The sequence below is a fragment of the Arthrobacter sp. AZCC_0090 genome, assembly GCF_014207375.1.
In the GTDB taxonomy this organism is placed as follows: domain Bacteria; phylum Actinomycetota; class Actinomycetes; order Actinomycetales; family Micrococcaceae; genus Arthrobacter.
Genome location: NZ_JACHEE010000013.1, coordinates 112,746 through 128,857, shown reverse-complemented (window position 1 = coordinate 128,857; position 16,112 = coordinate 112,746). Strand labels below are relative to the sequence as shown.

At 60.5% G+C, this 16,112-nt stretch carries 14 protein-coding genes; 6 read left to right on the top strand and 8 right to left on the bottom strand.

Translation table 11 applies throughout. The features are described from left to right. Positions 1–1,756: 1,756 nt before the first annotated feature. The 8 genes from HNP00_RS19030 to rpmH all read right to left on the bottom strand — a co-directional run bounded on the left by HNP00_RS19030 (position 1,757) and on the right by rpmH (position 7,356). Positions 1,757–2,947: a ParB/RepB/Spo0J family partition protein gene (locus HNP00_RS19030; protein ID WP_184741285.1), complete on the bottom strand. Its 1,191-nt coding sequence runs from the start codon at positions 2,945–2,947 to the stop codon at positions 1,757–1,759. A 67-nt stretch (positions 2,948–3,014) separates the two neighbouring features. Next, the gene (locus HNP00_RS19025; protein ID WP_311770616.1) at positions 3,015–4,070 is read right to left on the bottom strand and encodes a ParA family protein; all 1,056 of its coding nucleotides are present in this window, start codon (positions 4,068–4,070) and stop codon (positions 3,015–3,017) included. 86 nt (positions 4,071–4,156) lie between these two features. After that, positions 4,157–4,807, bottom strand: coding sequence for a 16S rRNA (guanine(527)-N(7))-methyltransferase RsmG (gene rsmG, locus HNP00_RS19020; RefSeq protein ID WP_184741284.1), 651 nt, complete (start codon positions 4,805–4,807; stop codon positions 4,157–4,159). A gap of 6 nt (positions 4,808–4,813) precedes the next feature. Next, positions 4,814–5,392 carry a R3H domain-containing nucleic acid-binding protein gene (locus tag HNP00_RS19015; RefSeq protein WP_184741283.1) on the bottom strand — a complete coding sequence of 193 codons (579 nt, stop codon included), beginning with the start codon at positions 5,390–5,392 and terminating at the stop codon, positions 4,814–4,816. Beyond that, positions 5,392–6,363: a membrane protein insertase YidC gene (gene yidC / locus HNP00_RS19010; protein WP_184741282.1), complete on the bottom strand. Its 972-nt coding sequence runs from the start codon at positions 6,361–6,363 to the stop codon at positions 5,392–5,394. The genes HNP00_RS19015 and yidC overlap by 1 nt, the downstream gene beginning before the upstream one ends. 16 nt (positions 6,364–6,379) lie before the next feature. Beyond that, positions 6,380–6,778 carry a membrane protein insertion efficiency factor YidD gene (gene yidD, locus HNP00_RS19005; protein WP_184741281.1) on the bottom strand — a complete coding sequence of 133 codons (399 nt, stop codon included), beginning with the start codon at positions 6,776–6,778 and terminating at the stop codon, positions 6,380–6,382. Then, a complete protein-coding gene (gene rnpA, locus HNP00_RS19000) occupies positions 6,771–7,178 on the bottom strand; it encodes a ribonuclease P protein component (RefSeq protein WP_184741280.1) in 408 nt (135 codons plus the stop codon). Before rnpA ends, yidD begins: the two co-directional genes overlap by 8 nt. Positions 7,179–7,218: 40 nt before the next feature. Continuing rightward, entirely contained in the window at positions 7,219–7,356 is a 138-nt protein-coding gene (gene rpmH / locus HNP00_RS18995) for a 50S ribosomal protein L34 (protein WP_011776797.1), read from the bottom strand. Positions 7,357–7,815: 459 nt separating this feature from the next. On the opposite strand from rpmH, the gene dnaA reads away from it, so the two are divergent. The 6 genes from dnaA (at position 7,816) to gyrB (ending at position 16,095) form a co-directional block, all read left to right on the top strand. Then, entirely contained in the window at positions 7,816–9,237 is a 1,422-nt protein-coding gene (gene dnaA, locus HNP00_RS18990) for a chromosomal replication initiator protein DnaA (protein WP_184741279.1), read from the top strand. A gap of 522 nt (positions 9,238–9,759) precedes the next feature. Further along, complete coding sequence (gene dnaN, locus HNP00_RS18985; protein ID WP_184741278.1) at positions 9,760–10,884, top strand: DNA polymerase III subunit beta; 1,125 nt, start codon at positions 9,760–9,762, stop codon at positions 10,882–10,884. A gap of 96 nt (positions 10,885–10,980) precedes the next feature. After that, entirely contained in the window at positions 10,981–11,865 is an 885-nt protein-coding gene (gene gnd, locus HNP00_RS18980; RefSeq protein WP_184741277.1) for a phosphogluconate dehydrogenase (NAD(+)-dependent, decarboxylating), read from the top strand. Positions 11,866–11,888: 23 nt separating this feature from the next. Beyond that, positions 11,889–13,082 carry a DNA replication/repair protein RecF gene (gene recF / locus HNP00_RS18975; protein WP_184741276.1) on the top strand — a complete coding sequence of 398 codons (1,194 nt, stop codon included), beginning with the start codon at positions 11,889–11,891 and terminating at the stop codon, positions 13,080–13,082. Then, entirely contained in the window at positions 13,069–13,623 is a 555-nt protein-coding gene (locus HNP00_RS18970) for a DUF721 domain-containing protein (RefSeq protein WP_184741275.1), read from the top strand. The genes recF and HNP00_RS18970 overlap by 14 nt, the downstream gene beginning before the upstream one ends. Positions 13,624–14,019: 396 nt before the next feature. Then, a complete protein-coding gene (gene gyrB / locus HNP00_RS18965) occupies positions 14,020–16,095 on the top strand; it encodes a DNA topoisomerase (ATP-hydrolyzing) subunit B (protein WP_184741274.1) in 2,076 nt (691 codons plus the stop codon). Positions 16,096–16,112: the final 17 nt, after the last annotated feature.

The following is a 16,112-nucleotide window of genomic DNA, read 5'->3' as shown; positions in this document are numbered from 1 at the left end:
CCAGATGAGCCACAAAGTTGTCCCGCCCAGTTGCCGCACGGCATCTGCCTAAAACAGAAGCTACCGGACTGCGAGTGGACTACCAATTCCGCACCGAGACGTCGCCCTGGGTCGGTGTTGCCCAGCTCCAATGTTCTCGTTCTCCGTGAAACAGCAAAGGAGTCACCTATCCAAATGGAACACTGGCGCGATCCAGCAACCTGGCTCGGACGCAAAAAGGGACCGTGGGATCTGCGGTTCGTTTCACGTGAAACATTGAGTCCTTGCTTCCGGTTACGAAGTGACGATACCTAGCGGGCTGCCCCCCGCTTGTCAGTAGCGGCCCTGCAGCAACAGGCCTCAGCCAACACCATCCGCCGCGTCCTTCGTGTACTCACCCCACAAACAGAGCATCGCATGTGGGCATCGATGAGACGTCTTCCGTGAGCAGCATTCACCAATCCGAGAGATGGATCTAGATAGGAGAGGACGTCTTGTCGGCGATGTTGAAGGACGGCCTTGATATGGGAACGCGGAAAGCCAAGAATCCACCCCTTTGGGATCCTAGGGCATCGGTACCGGGTGATTGCGGCCGCGAATGTTTCACGTGAAACGCGCGAGCACGAACTTATCGATATGGACTGCCTCGCCCGAGTGGGCTCTGACTGTCCCGATGCAGCGCGTCCCTGAATGGCCATCACATCCGCGCGCCCGGAATAGCACCTACTCTGCAGCCATACAGAGTCCTACACGGAAAAGTTGCCGCGCATGATGCGCCGACGCCGTACCAGAGACTTCACCGACGAGGGCTACAGCCTCGATCGCGGACAGAGGTGACCACCAATCGCGAAGAAGACACCCAGGATAAAGCGCCCGGACAACCGCTCATCCAGACCTCCAGCACTCCCGAATCACAAGAACCCGAACAAATCTCGACAGTTCTTGAGAGGACCACTTGGTGGATTGGATCGCCAGTACGCAAATGCATGGGCGCGTTCCGCCCATCGCGACACCGTACAGCACGCAGGTGTTTCACGTGAAACGCGCGAGCATGAACTTGTCGATATCGATTGCCTCGCCCAAGTGGGCTCTGACTGTCCCGATGCAGCGCGCGTCCCTGAATGGCCATCACATCCGCGCGCCCGGAATAGCACCTACTCTGCAGCCATACAGAGTCCTACACGGAAAAGTTGCCGCGCATGATGCGCCGACGCCGTACCAGAGGCTTCATCGACGAGGGCTACAGCCTCGATCGCGGACAGAGGTGACCACCAATCGCGAAGAAGACACCCAGGATAAAGCGCCCGGACAACCGTTCATCCAGACCTCCAGCACTCCCGAATCACAAGAGCCCGAACAAGTCTCGAAAGTTCTTGAGAGGACCACTTGGTGGATTGGATCGCCAGGACGCAAATGCATGGGCGCGTTCCGCCCATCGCGACACCTACAGCACGCAGGTGTTTCACGTGAAACACCTGCCAAGGCAAGGCAATGGAACAATACCGCGACCGCTAGGCAACCGGCACATGTGGCACGTCACCCGCACTGCAGGGAATAGCCTGCTCCCCGCAGGAAGGCCTGCAGCAGAGAAGTGCCAGAAGAAGCGCCTGATCGTTCTGACGCAGCACCGGCACGATCAGCTGGGAATCGAACACAGAAGCGGCGCGCGCCTAGAGCCTAGAGCTCTAGACGAACCACACGCGCACAGCAACCGAGACAAACAAAAATGGGGTTTGCTCCCTCAGAAGCAAACCCCATTTCATAGAAATCGGACAGACTAGCCCTCGGCGTCGGGGGACAAGACATCCATGATGCGGTTGAGATCTTCGACACTCGCGAACTCAATGCTGACCCGACCCTTGCGGGCACCCAACGTGATCTTCACGTTGGTGTCCAAACGATCAGAAAGAGACGAAGCAAGGTAATCCAGGCGCTCGTGACGTGCGTTAGGGCGCGGGATGCTGTTTTTAGGTGGCACCGTAGGATCCTGGTACAGTGCCACGGCTTCTTCCGTGGCGCGCACTGACATTCCTTCGGCAACGACTTTCTGTGCGAGGCGCTCCATCGCAGCGGCATCCGGAAGAGCGAGTAGGGCGCGTGCATGACCTGCCGACAACACGCTAGCGGCGACGCGCCGTTGAACCAGAGGAGGAAGCTTGAGAAGACGAAGAGTGTTGGACACCTGCGGGCGCGAGCGACCAATTCGATCCGCCAGTTGCTCATGGGTGGTACCGAAGTCCTCAAGTAGCTGCTGGTATGCAGCCGCCTCTTCCAAGGGATTTAGTTGACTACGGTGGAGGTTCTCCAACAGAGCATCGCGCAGGAGGTCATCGTCGTTGGTGTCCCGGACGATCGCCGGGATAGTTTCGAGGCCCGCGGCCTGAACTGCCCTCCAGCGTCGCTCACCCATCACCAACTCATACGGTTCTCCACCCATTTCGGTTGAAGTACGTACAACAATTGGCTGGAGGACACCTATTTCCTTGACGGAGTGAACCAGCTCTGCCATGTCGTCCTCATCGAAGACGCTGCGTGGCTGCTTGCGGTTGGGGTGGATGTCGCCAACGGGAATTTCAGCGAAACGCGCACCTGGAACCTCGACCAGCTCAACCTCGGGCGCATCCACAGCAGCAGTGTCAGAAACGGAGTCTCCGGCAGCATCGGCAGTAGATGCGTTCGCAGCGGCTGGCTTTGATCTAGCGGGGGCTTTAGACGCAGGCGACTTCGTCGCCGGAGTCTCTTCCGCCGTCGAACTCGTGGCCGAAGAGCCCCGCGATGGGGAGCTCTTCGCTACCTCAGTCTCAAGCACCTCCGGAATATCCGCCGTCTCTGGTGCTTTGCGTGCCTCAGGAAAGAAGAGGTCCACGGGGCGCGATGCCGGAACGCCATTGCCCGATGCGCCAGCCGAAGCGGAGCTGGGAATGAGAGCCCCAAGACCCCTACCCAGGCCTCGTCGCTTTTCGCTCATTAGTATGTCCCTCCGGTGGAATGGCAAGAATGGAGCCCGCCAAGGATGTTGCAGTGATTCAGAAAGTCTAGCGCTCGGCGATTTCCGCTGCGGCTTCCATGTAGGACAACGCGCCGCTGGATGACGGATCATAAGTCATCACCGTCTGTTGGTAACTCGGCGCCTCAGAAATGCGCACAGAGCGCGGAACCACGGCGCCGAGAACTTGGTCCGGGAAATGCTGGCGAACTTCCGACGCCACCTGTGCAGCAAGATTGGTGCGGCCGTCGTACATCGTCAGCAAAATGGTGGAAACGACCAGATCAGCATTGAGATGCTTCTGGATCATTTCGATGTTCTTGAGGAGCTGACTGAGGCCTTCCAGCGCGTAGTACTCGCACTGGATGGGAATGAGAACCTCGCTGGCCGCGCAGAAGGCGTTGACGGTCAGCAGGCCCAGGCTCGGCGGGCAGTCGATGAAGATGAAGTCCAGGCGACCTTCACCGTTCTTCGCTCGTTCCTTCGAATACACATCGATTGCACGGCGCAGGCGCTGTTCACGCGCAACGAGGGAGACCAACTCAATTTCGGCGCCGGCCAGGTGAATTGTGGCCGGCGCGCAGATGAGATTGGGAATGTCGGGGCAAGGAGCCACGACGTCACGCAGTGGCAGGTCATTGATCAGTACATCGTAAATACTGTCAACGTCGGCGTGATGCTCAATTCCAAGAGCGGTGGACGCATTGCCCTGGGGGTCTATGTCGATCACCAGGACATTGAGTCCGGCAGAAGCTAAAGCAGCCGCGATGTTGACCGTGGTGGTGGTTTTTCCCACCCCACCCTTTTGATTGGACACTGTGAAAATACGTGTCTTCTCAGGCTTGGGCAGCTCGCGTCCCACCAGCCGTTCGCGGCGTCGGGTCTCGTTGGCGAGCTGGCGCGCAATTGGACTGGAGTCGTCGATGGAGTCCATGACATTGTCGTTTCCGACAATCAAGGTTTCACGTGAAACAGCGGAATTTGCAACCAAATTCGTGCGCATCAGCGCGGATTCAAACGACGCCGAGGGCGCAGCCATAGCCCGCGCGGACCCTAGGGAAATAAACGGCGGGATCCGCTGCGTGGAGGTTTCGCTACTGCCCACTGTCACACTCTCACTCTCATTCGGCTCTAGCTGCCGTTCTCTAGCTTAACCGCTCGGCTGCGGACACGCGGGACACAGCGCCGAAGCTAAGGGATCTTCCGCTGTTTGTTGACGACGATCCTCACCACTGTGGTGGGTTCCTCCAAAAGTTCCTGTCCACAAACCACAACGGATGTTTCCACACCTCCGAGCTTGCGGATGACCTTTGCAGCTTGCTCAATCTCTTCGGCAGCGCTGCGGCCCTTGATCGCCACCACTTCGCCTTTGCCGTTAAGCAAGGGAATGGTCAGGCCAGCTAGCTTGGACAAAGCAGAGACCGCCCTCGCTGTAACGACGTCAGCGTTGACCATTCCCACCGCAAGCTCAGCCCGGGTGCGCATCACGGTGACGTTGTCCAGCCCCAGATCATCCACTACCTCCTGGAGCCAGATAACCCGGCGTTCGAGAGGTTCGATCAACGTGAGTTCAAGGTCAGGACGTGCAATCGCCAAGCACAAGCCGGGAAGCCCAGCACCTGAACCTACATCCGCAACGTGGCTTCCGTGGGCTATGGCCGACTCGATGACGGCACAATTGAGAACATGCCGGCTCCAGAGGCGGGGAACTTCACGCGGGCCGATCAGCCCGCGCTCGGTCCCCGACGTCGCCAAATGTTCTACGTACCGTTGCGCGAGCCCCAGACGGTCACCAAAAATCTTCTCTGCCGCCTGCAATTCGGCTGCCGTGATGTCAACCATGATCCGTTAGTCGGCCGAAACCACGATGTGCCGGCCAGCGCCTTCACCCTCGGACTCGGAAACGAAGCCGAGGTCCGCAACAGCGTCGTGCACAATCTTGCGTTCGTAGGCACTCATAGGCTCAAGGGCCACCGAAGCGCCCGTCTCCTTGACCTTGGCGACGGCGTCTTCGGCAATCTGCTGCAGATCGCCGGCACGCTCTTTACGGTAACCGTTGATGTCCAACACGAGGCGCGAGCGGTTCTCGGTCGCAGACAGTACGGAGAGGCGCGCAAGCTCCTGAAGGGCTTCGAGCACTTCACCGTCGCGGCCCACGAGGCTCTCAAGACCCTCGGAGTCGTCTTCGGCTGCGATGGAAATGTAGGTGCGGCCGTTGCGGATCTCGATGTCGATGTCGCCGTCGATGTCGGCAATGTCCAGGAGTTCCTCGAGGTAGTCTGCGGCGACGTCGCCCTCTTCCTCAAGGCGGCTCACGGAAGAGCTCTTTCCGGTGGACTCGTCCTCAGCGGCAGTTTCTACCGTGGCCTCTGCCAGTTCCTCGGTGGCCCCAGCGGCCGTTGCCTCTTCGGTGCTTTCAACAGACATTACTTCTTCTTCCTGTTCTTACGTTGTGGCTGGATGCGCTGTGCCTTGAGTTCGACGGCCGCCACTTCGGCAGCCACTTCGGCGTCCTTTTTGCCGCCCAGGAGCGGGATGGACGGCAAGCCCTTGGCGGCGCGGCGCTCTGCAAGTGCCTTGGCTGCGGGGGATCCCGGCGTCGGCATGCGGCGGATGACAAAGAACTGCTGGCCCATGGTCCACAGGTTGGTAGTGGTCCAGTAGATAAGCACACCGATTGGGAAGTTGATGCCACCCACGCCGAAGACGACCGGCAGGATGTAGAGCATCATCTTCTGCTGACGCATGAACGGGCTGGCCATGGCCTCTTCGGACATGTTCTTGGCCATGATCTGCTTCTGCGTGATGAACTGCGAAGCGGTCATGGCGAGAATCATCACGATCGACAAGACCCACACCGCCACAACGTCGCCGCCTGCAGGCGTGCCGTGAAGCAACGTCGCAGACAGGGGCGCGCCGAAAATACTTGACTGGTCGAACTGGACGACTTGCTCATGGCTCAGCGCACCGATGCCCTGGCCGGCTTCCTTAGCAGCACTGATGCCGGAAAGCACTTGGAACAGGGCGAAGAAGAACGGCATCTGGATCAGCATGGGCAAACATGCCGAGAACGGGTTGGTGCCGTGCTTCTTGTACAGCGCCATCTGTTCCTGGGCCATGGCCTGGCGGGAAAGCTGGTCGGTCTTGCCCTTGTACTTCGCCTGCATCTTCTTCAGATCAGGCTGAAGCAGCTGCATCCCTCGCTGTGCCTTGATCTGTTTGACGAACACAGGGATAAGGGCGGCGCGAATCACCAGCACCAGGCCGATGATGGACAGCGTCCAGGTCCAGCCATTCGCCGCGGGCAGGCCAATGAAGCTCAGGCCGTCGTGGAACCCCAGCATGATCGCGGACACAAGCCACTTGAACGGGGCCAGAATTGTTCCAAAGATGTCCATACGTTTCCCTATTTCCTCAGGCCGCTGTACGGCGGCCGTCTTCATCAGACCGCACAGCCAGGAACAGGTCCGGGTTGTTCAGTACAACAATTGTGGGCGTCTGGCCCTCGGGCCAATGGCGATGTCCGGCGGGGACGTGGTCCACGCCGCCGGCGTTCCAGGGGTGGCAGCGCGCAAGGCGCCGCGCTGCGAGCCAGCTTCCCTTGACGGCACCATGGACCGTCACCGCTTCGAGGGCATAAGCCGAGCAGGATGGGAAGAATCGGCACACCTGGCCGTATAAGGGAGAAATGATCCGACGGTACGTCTTCAACAGGATCATGAGGACGTTGCGCGGCAGCTCCCACAGAAATGTTCCGAGGATCCTCGGAACGACTCTTACGAAGCGGACGACGGCGGAGCTCAGCTCATGCACGCGGTGTCCCTTCCGTTGTGGTGCCCTGGGTGGGCGAAACAACCCGCGGAGAGGATCCGACGAGCCGTTTCGTGGTCACCGCCAAGGCGGCGTTGTAATCCGTCAGCAGCTGGTCCCAGCTTGCCGTCGCAGCCGCAGGCAGAGCCCGGACCACAACAGCAAGACCTGTGCCATGCCTCTTGAGAGACAAAGCACCTGCTTCTCTCAGTCTCCTCTTAACGAGGTTCCTGGTCACAGCGTTCCCGACAGCTTTGGAAACAATGAAGCCGATCCGGCTCGGTTCCCCGGCACTGATAGGTGCCGTATATAACACTAAGTTCCGGCGTCCATTGCGGACGCCGGAACGTACAGTTGTTGAAAAGTCGGTTGAAGTCCGTAGACGGTTACGGGTGGCTAGCACCTAGTGACTCGCTTGGGAGACTGACCGACGAGTCAGTTATTTAGGCCGACAGTTCGACGCGGCCCTTGCCACGACGGGCGGCCAAGATGGCGCGGCCGGCACGGGTGCGCATACGAAGGCGGAAGCCGTGCTTCTTGGCCCGACGGCGGTTATTCGGCTGAAAAGTCCGCTTGCTCACGTTAGTTACTCCAGTGGATCAAAGGTGCGCCCACCCGATCAAAAGGGGAAGAACTGGCCGACGCTAAGTTTATTTGTGTATCCGCCGCCGCCCAACGCCGGATTTACCGGAGGTGCGGGTGGTCAAAAAGCGGACACATAGGACTTCACAACGTTAGGGCAAAAAGACCCCCCAGGTCAAACCGGGAGCCGTTTTGCCCGCTATCCCCAACTGTGGCTAAGTGACCCCAACAGCCTGTGGATGAAGTGGCTCACAGGGCCCGTTTCAGAACCACAACGGTGTAATTATCCACAAGCATGTTCCCAGCTATCTTCTGGGGTTTCCATCCCCTAGAGTGGCTCAGTAGCCGATTATCCACGGACTGTGCATAACCCTGTGGATTCGGTTTGAAATCCACTCATGGTTTGGACCTTTCGGCTGCCGCAATCAAGGCAAGCAAGCACTCGAGGGAACCAATTGATGACGGTAGACGACGCCAACCACGCCAACACGGTCGGAAGTTCCTGGCGGCGGGTGCTGAGCCTGCTGGAACAAGACGATCGCGTCACACCCCGGCAACGTGGTTTCGTTATCCTCGCCCAGGCGCAAGGCCTGATCGGCTCCACCCTCCTGGTGGCCGTGCCCAATGAGCTGACCCGCGAGGTTCTCCAGACACAAGTCAAGGAAGCCCTCGACGACGCCCTCCGCAGTGTCTTTTCCGATGACATCCGGTGCGCGATCGACGTCGACACGGATCTGGTGCCCATCCACGAAGAGCCGGCCGCCGTCGTCGAGCTTTCTTCCGCAAACGACCTGGCAGTGGAACTGAAGCCCCAGCCCACTCCGCCGAGCACTTCGCACGAATTCGGCCGGCTGAACCCGAAGTACGTCTTTGACACCTTCGTGATCGGCTCCTCCAACCGCTTCGCCCATGCTGCAGCTGTGGCGGTCGCGGAAGCACCTGCCAAGGCCTACAACCCGCTGTTCATCTACGGGGATTCCGGGCTCGGCAAGACGCACCTGTTGCACGCGATCGGCCACTATGCCCGCCGGCTCTACAGCGGGATCCGGGTGCGCTACGTGAATTCCGAGGAGTTCACCAACGACTTCATCAACTCCATCCGCGACGACGAAGGTGCCAGTTTCAAGACCACTTACCGCAACGTCGACGTTCTGCTGATTGACGATATCCAGTTCCTGGCGGGCAAGGACCGGACGCTCGAAGAGTTCTTCCACACCTTCAATGCCCTGCACAACAACAACAAACAAGTGGTCATCACCTCGGACCTGCCCCCCAAGCAGTTGGCGGGCTTCGAAGACCGCATGAAGTCCCGTTTCGAGTGGGGCCTGCTGACCGATATCCAGCCGCCGGAACTCGAAACCCGCATCGCCATCCTCCGCAAGAAGGCACAAAGCGAGGGACTGTCCGCCCCCGACGACGCCTTGGAGTACATCGCTTCCAAGATCTCCAGCAACATCCGCGAGCTCGAAGGCGCACTGATCCGCGTCACGGCGTTCGCCAGCCTTAACCGCCAGCCCGTGGATGTAGCCCTCGCCGAAATGGTCCTTAAGGACCTGATCACCGACGACGGCGCCCAGGAGATCACGGCTGACCAGATCCTGAAGCAGACGGCCGAGTACTTCAAGCTCAGCATGGAAGAGCTCTGCAGCAAGTCCCGTACACGCACCTTGGTGACTGCGCGGCAAATCGCGATGTACCTGTGCCGTGAGCTCACGGATATGTCCCTGCCCAAGATCGGCCAGGAGCTCGGCGGCCGCGACCACACCACGGTGATCCACGCCGATCGCAAGATACGCGAACTCATGGCCGAGCGCCGTGTGATCTACAACCAGGTGACAGAGCTGACCAACCGCATCAAACAGCAGCAACGCGATTCCTAAGCGGCCACTACATACCTTATTAACAGGCGCATGTGGATAAGCCTGTGGATACTTAAGGGGACAAGCTCGGTTAATGGGCTTAAAACCCTTAAGGCATCTGTGGATCGTTAAAAACGGCCCTGGGGGTTATCCACGTCCACACCCTGTTTAAAACCCCGTCGCCCACACATCGTGAACAGGCCTTAACCGCGGAACTGCGGGTCCAGAGGCAGTTATCCACAGTTTCCACAGGGGTTATTAACACTACTAATCCCAAAAAAATGAATTCCCTCAAATAACAATCTCCTTCCGCCCGCTGACCGACGCAGCCAGTGGCTGCCTGAACCCCAAGCCAGCAGGCCGGGGATGGGTTAATGCCCGAACTTCCCGCTAAGCTGTCTGCATCGCGTCCATCCTTGGCGCTGCTTTGTAGTTCGCTCACTGCGGACCATGCAGCTTTCGGGTTCCGGGCGCTGGTTTTCGGGGCTCCTGGGGAGTTTCCGGTGGAACACTGGCAGCAGCAATGAAAGGCGGCACCCTTCCGTGAAGTTCAGAGTCGAGCGGGATGTCCTGGCAGAAGCCGTCACATGGACAGCCCGGTCGTTGTCTCCGCGGCCGCCCGTCCCGGTCCTTTCAGGTCTCCTGCTCAAGGCAGAAGCCGGAACCGTGAGCCTCTCGAGCTTTGACTACGAGACCTCTGCCCGTCTTGAGATTCCCGCAGACATCACCACCGAGGGAACAATCCTGGTTTCCGGGCGTCTCCTGGCCGATATCTGCCGCAGCCTGCCATCGGCGCCCGTCGAAATCGAAACCGATGGCAGCAAGGTCACCCTCACGTGCCGTCGAAGCAGCTTCCACCTCGCCACGATGCCGGAATCCGAATACCCGCCGCTTCCCGCACTTCCCGCCATCAGCGGAACCTTGCCCGGCGACGCCTTCGCCCAGGCCGTCTCACAGGTCATCATCGCGGCCAGCAAGGACGACACATTGCCGATCCTCACGGGCGTTCGAATGGAGATCGAGGATGACATGATCACCCTCCTCGCCACGGACCGTTACCGCCTCGCCATGAGAGAAGTACCGTGGAAGCCCGTTACTCCGGGGATTTCCACGAGTGCCCTGGTGAAATCCAAGACCCTCAACGAAGTGGCGAAGACCCTCGGCGGCAGCGGTGACATCCACCTTGCCCTCGCTGATGACGACAGCCGCCTGATTGGCTTCGAAAGCGGCGGACGCACCACCACGTCCCTGCTCGTGGACGGCGACTACCCCAAGATCCGCTCGTTGTTCCCGGATTCCACTCCGATCCACGCAACTGTCCAGACGCAGGAGCTCGTCGAGGCCGTTCGCCGCGTGTCCTTGGTCGCTGAACGAAACACCCCGGTCCGCCTGGCGTTCACCCAAGGCCAGCTGAGCCTTGACGCCGGTACTGGCGAAGACGCCCAGGCGTCCGAGGAACTCGAAGCCCAGCTCAGCGGTGAAGACATCACGGTAGCTTTCAACCCGCACTATCTGGTGGAAGGCCTGAGCGTTATCGAAACCAAGTTCGTGCGCTTCTCCTTCACCACAGCGCCCAAGCCGGCCATGATCACTGCCCAGGCTGACGCCGACGGCGACGACAAGGGCGACTACCGCTACCTCGTGATGCCCGTCCGCCTGCCCAACTAGTCCCCACCGCCACCCTCGCCTCGCAAGTCCCCGCCGGGGAACCCTGGCGGGGTGGGCCCAGACAGTTATCAACCAACGCAGAAAAGAGTTCACACCGTGCACATCGGACTGATCGGCCTTGGAAAAATGGGTTTCAACATGCGTGAGCGCATGCGGAACGGCGGAATCGAAGTCACTGGCTTTGACCGCAATCCCGACGTCGCCGACGTCGCTTCGATCGATGAACTCATCGCAGCCCTTCCGGCGCCGCGCCTGGTCTGGGTCATGGTTCCCTCCGGGGACATTACCGATGCCGTGATCAGCGAACTTGGCGAGAAGCTCTCTCCCGGAGACATGGTGATCGACGGCGGAAACTCACGCTTCACCGAAGACCAGAAGCACGCCGTTTTCCTGGGATCCAAGGACATCCGATTTGCCGATTGCGGCGTTTCCGGTGGCGTCTGGGGCCTGCAGAATGGCTATGGACTCATGGCAGGCGGGTCTGACGAAGACATCGAACTCGCCATGCCGGTGTTCGATGCCCTCCGCCCCGAAGGCGAACGCGCCGACAGCTTCGTCCATGTAGGCGGCGTGGGTGCGGGCCACTACGCCAAGATGGTGCACAACGGCATCGAATATGGTCTGATGCAGGCCTACGCCGAAGGCTACGAACTGCTGGCGGCCAAGGACATCATCAAAGATCTTCCCGGCACCTTCCGCGCCTGGCAAAAGGGCACGGTTGTTCGGTCGTGGCTGTTGGACCTCATGGTCAAGGCTTTGGATGAAGACCCGGGCCTGGCCTCGATCGGCGACTACGTCGAAGATTCCGGCGAGGGACGCTGGACCGTGGAAGAAGCCATCGCCAACGCGATTCCGGCACCCGCCATAACCGCTGCGCTCTTCGCCCGCTTCTCCTCCCGCGAGGATAACTCACCGGCCATGAAGATGGTTTCGGCGCTGCGCAATCAGTTCGGCGGACACGCCACCCGTCCGGCCAACTAGGCCCAGGGCAAACAGCAGTACGCGTGTACCTCGAACATCTTTCCCTCACCGATTTCCGCAGTTACGCGCAGGTTGACCTCAAGCTCGGCCCCGGTGTCACGGTCCTGGTGGGGTCCAACGGCATCGGCAAGACGAACCTCATGGAAGCCATTGGGTACCTGGCCACCCTGAGTTCGCATCGGGTCAGTACGGATGCGCCGCTCTTGCGCTTCGGCACCGAACGGGCTTTGATCCGGGCGAAGCTTGTCCGCGGAGAACAATCAACCGTGGTCGAACTCGAAATCAATGCCGGCCGCGCCAACCGTGGCCGGATCAACCGCGGAAATCCGGTGCGTGCCCGCGACATCCTGGGCATTTGCCACATGGTGCTTTTCGCCCCTGAAGACCTCGCTTTGGTCAAGGGTGATCCGTCCAACCGTCGACGCTTCCTCGACGAACTTCTGGTCAGCCTCATGCCAATGCATGCGGCGACCCGCAGTGACTACGACCGCGTGCTCAAACAACGCAACGCCTTGCTGAAATCGGCCCGCACCGGGAAGTTCACTGCGGGCCATGAAGCAACCCTCGATGTTTGGGACCAGCACATGGCCCGTGCCGGTGCGGAACTCCTGCATGCACGGTTGGAACTCGTGGAGCGGCTCCGCCCCCACCTCAAGAGCGCTTACGCGCAACTGACGGATGGCACCAAAGAGGCCGGCGCGGTTTACCGCTCCACCATCCAGGGCGTGTTGGACGACGACGGCGGTCCCGCCGAGCGTCTCGACGAAGGTTCGGACGGGGTTGAGGAGCTCCGCTTGCTTTCGGTGGAACAGCTCACCGAGCGTTACATCCAAGCTTTCGCCGCCTCGCGCCGCAAGGAGCTGGAACGAGGGATTTCCCTGGTTGGCCCTCACCGTGACGAACTCGAATTGGTTCTAGGGCACGCGCCAGCCAAGGGCTATGCCTCCCACGGTGAAACGTGGTCGATGTGCCTTTCCCTGCGCCTGGCCTCCTACTACGTCATGCTCGATGACACGCGGACCGGCGGTTCTGCCCCGATCCTCATTCTTGACGACGTGTTCGCCGAACTTGACGTCCAGCGCAGGCGTAAACTGGCTGCAATAGTGGCCGGCGCCGAACAGGTGCTGGTGACAGCCGCCGTCGACGCCGATATTCCCGACGAACTGGCTGGGCGGCGCGTGAAGGTTGTGCCCGGAGGCATTGATGGAGAAGGATAGCCCCGGCGGACGCCAGCCGGGCAGGGACCCTGACGAGATTGACGCTGCCCAATCGGCCCTGAACCGGATGCGCGAAGCGGCCGCTGCACGTGGCGAAATCCGGCGTGCTGCGCCCCGTGCCGGTGCCGCTGCGAAACGGAAAGGCGTCCGTGATACCCGTGGATTCAGCCAATTCCACGGCACAGGCCGGGACCCCCTTGGCTTGGGGAAAGTCGTCGGGAGGCTCGTGGCCGAACGGGGTTGGACTTCTCCTGTAGCTGTGGGCTCCGTGATGGCGGAATGGGACGCCTTGGTGGGACCGGAAATTTCCGCGCATTGCACCCCGGAGAGCTTTACCGACACCACGCTCCACGTCCGCTGTGATTCCACGGCCTGGGCAACGCAACTCCGGCTTCTCAGTACCAGCCTCTTGGAAATGTTCCGGAGGGAACTCGGCGATGGTGTGGTGACGTCGATCCAAGTGCTCGCGCCAACCGCACCGAGCTGGCGAAAGGGCGGCCGGAGCGTCAACGGACGGGGTCCCCGGGATACCTACGGGTAACTTCCTGGGCGCCCGTGTCGGCCGGTTTCCTTGAACGGCGCACAGGGGCGAGAAACCTCCCCGGACCGTATAGCTCCCTAGAGGGTGCTCTTTTGACGGCTTGCAGATGGGGCCAGCGGCCTCCCACAGGTACATTCGTTGGCATTCGGGCCGGGTTTTGTAAGGAACTGCGCTCAGTCACGATAGAATCGGCATAGACAACTGGGCGCCGGTGAACGTTGATTGGCTCCGCTAAACAGCAATGTGAAAGCGGATCCGCCAGTCGCGAAGTAGCCGGCGTTAGCAGTGACGTCCCTGTTGGCGGCTGCCGTATCCCCGTGGTGTGTCCTGACGGACGTGCTTCCTTGGTGCGGTGACGGCCGGCGACCATCGAGTACAGAGGAGTCGAAAGCGCCTGTGGCTAACGACAATGCAGAGACCTTGGCAGTAGAGCCCGCGGAAGGGAATGCCCACACGCCTGATACGCCCGCGGAGGCCAAAGGATACGGTGCGAGCGATATCACCGTACTTGAGGGTCTCGAGGCGGTGCGCAAACGCCCCGGCATGTACATCGGATCCACGGGTCCACGCGGTCTCCATCACCTGGTGTACGAAGTGGTGGACAACTCGGTGGACGAGGCTCTTGCCGGTTACTGCAGCCACATTGAGGTGACCCTTCAGGCCGACGGTGGCGTGAAGGTGGTGGACGACGGCCGCGGCATCCCGGTGGACATGCACCCCACTGAGAAGAAGCCGACTGTTGAAGTTGTCATGACCATCCTGCACGCGGGCGGCAAATTCGGCGGCGGTGGCTATGCCGTGTCCGGTGGCCTCCATGGCGTGGGTATTTCCGTTGTCAACGCACTTTCGCGCAGGGTAAACACCGAGGTTCGTCGCCAAGGCCACGTCTGGAGGATGACTTTCGCCGACGGCGGCAAGCCACAGGGTGGACTCGTCCAGGGCGAAGCAACGGACCAGACCGGAACGTCGCAGACGTTCTACCCGGACGGCACCATTTTCGAGAGCACCGATTTCGATTTCGAGACGCTCCGTGCACGCTTCCAGCAGATGGCCTTCCTCAACAAGGGCCTGCGCATCACCCTCACGGACGAGCGTCCTGTGGCAGGGGTACGCGACGATGACCTGGATCTTGACGCGGTTGCTACTGACGGCGAAGTGGCGGCAGAACACCGCACGGTCGTCTACCAGTACAACGATGGCCTGCTCGACTACGTCAAGCACCTCAACTCAAGCAAGAAGGTAGACATCGTCCACGAGGACGTCATCGCCTTCGAGACCGAAGACATCGAGCGGCACATCGCCGTCGAGGTCGCGATGCAGTGGACCACAGCCTATTCCGAGAGCGTTCACACCTACGCCAACACCATCAACACGCACGAGGGCGGCACCCACGAAGAAGGGTTCCGCGCCGCGATGACGTCCCTCATCAATCGTTACGCGCGCGAGAAAACCATCATCAAGGAGAAGGAAGACAACCTCACCGGTGACGACATTCGTGAGGGACTCACAGCCGTCATCTCAGTGAAGTTGTCCGAACCCCAGTTCGAAGGCCAGACCAAGACCAAACTGGGCAACTCCGAGGTCAAGGGCTTCGTTCAGCGCGTGGTCACCGACCAGCTTGGCGACTGGTTGGAACGCAATCCCGGACCGGCCCGCGACGTCATCCGCAAGGCTGTCCAGGCTGCCCAAGCCCGCATGGCTGCCCGCAAGGCCCGCGACAACGCACGTCGCAAGAGCCCCCTGGAGTCCTTCGGCATGCCGGGCAAACTGTCCGATTGCTCCTCAAAGGACCCCGCGCGCTGCGAGGTTTACCTCGTGGAGGGTGACTCCGCCGGCGGTTCGGCCAAGCGTGGCCGAAACCCCGAAACCCAGGCCATCCTGCCGCTGCGCGGCAAGATCCTTAACGTGGAACGCGCACGCCTGGACAAGGCCCTCGGCAACAATGAAGTCCAGTCCATGATCACGGCCTTCGGCACGGGCATCGGCGAGGACTTCGACATCTCCAAGCTGCGGTACCACAAGATCGTCCTCATGGCCGATGCCGACGTGGACGGCCAGCACATCACCACGCTGCTCATGACACTGCTGTTCCGCTACATGCGGCCTCTGATTGAGAACGGCTACGTCTACCTGGCCCAGCCGCCGCTGTACCGCATCAAGTGGTCGAACGCCCCTCACGACTATGTCTACAGCGACCGTGAACGTGACGCCAAGCTGGTCTCCGGCCAGGCCGCTGGCCGCCGAATCCCGAAGGACAACGGCATCCAGCGCTACAAGGGCCTCGGTGAAATGGACTACACCGAACTCTGGGATACCACCATGGACCCGGACCACCGCACCCTCCTGCAAGTCACCATGGACGATGCCCTGGCGGCGGACCAGACCTTCTCCGTACTGATGGGTGAGGACGTGGAATCGCGCCGGAACTTCATTCAGCAGAACGCCAAGGACGTCAGGTTCCTGGATATCTAGAGACTTCAAAGCCTAGG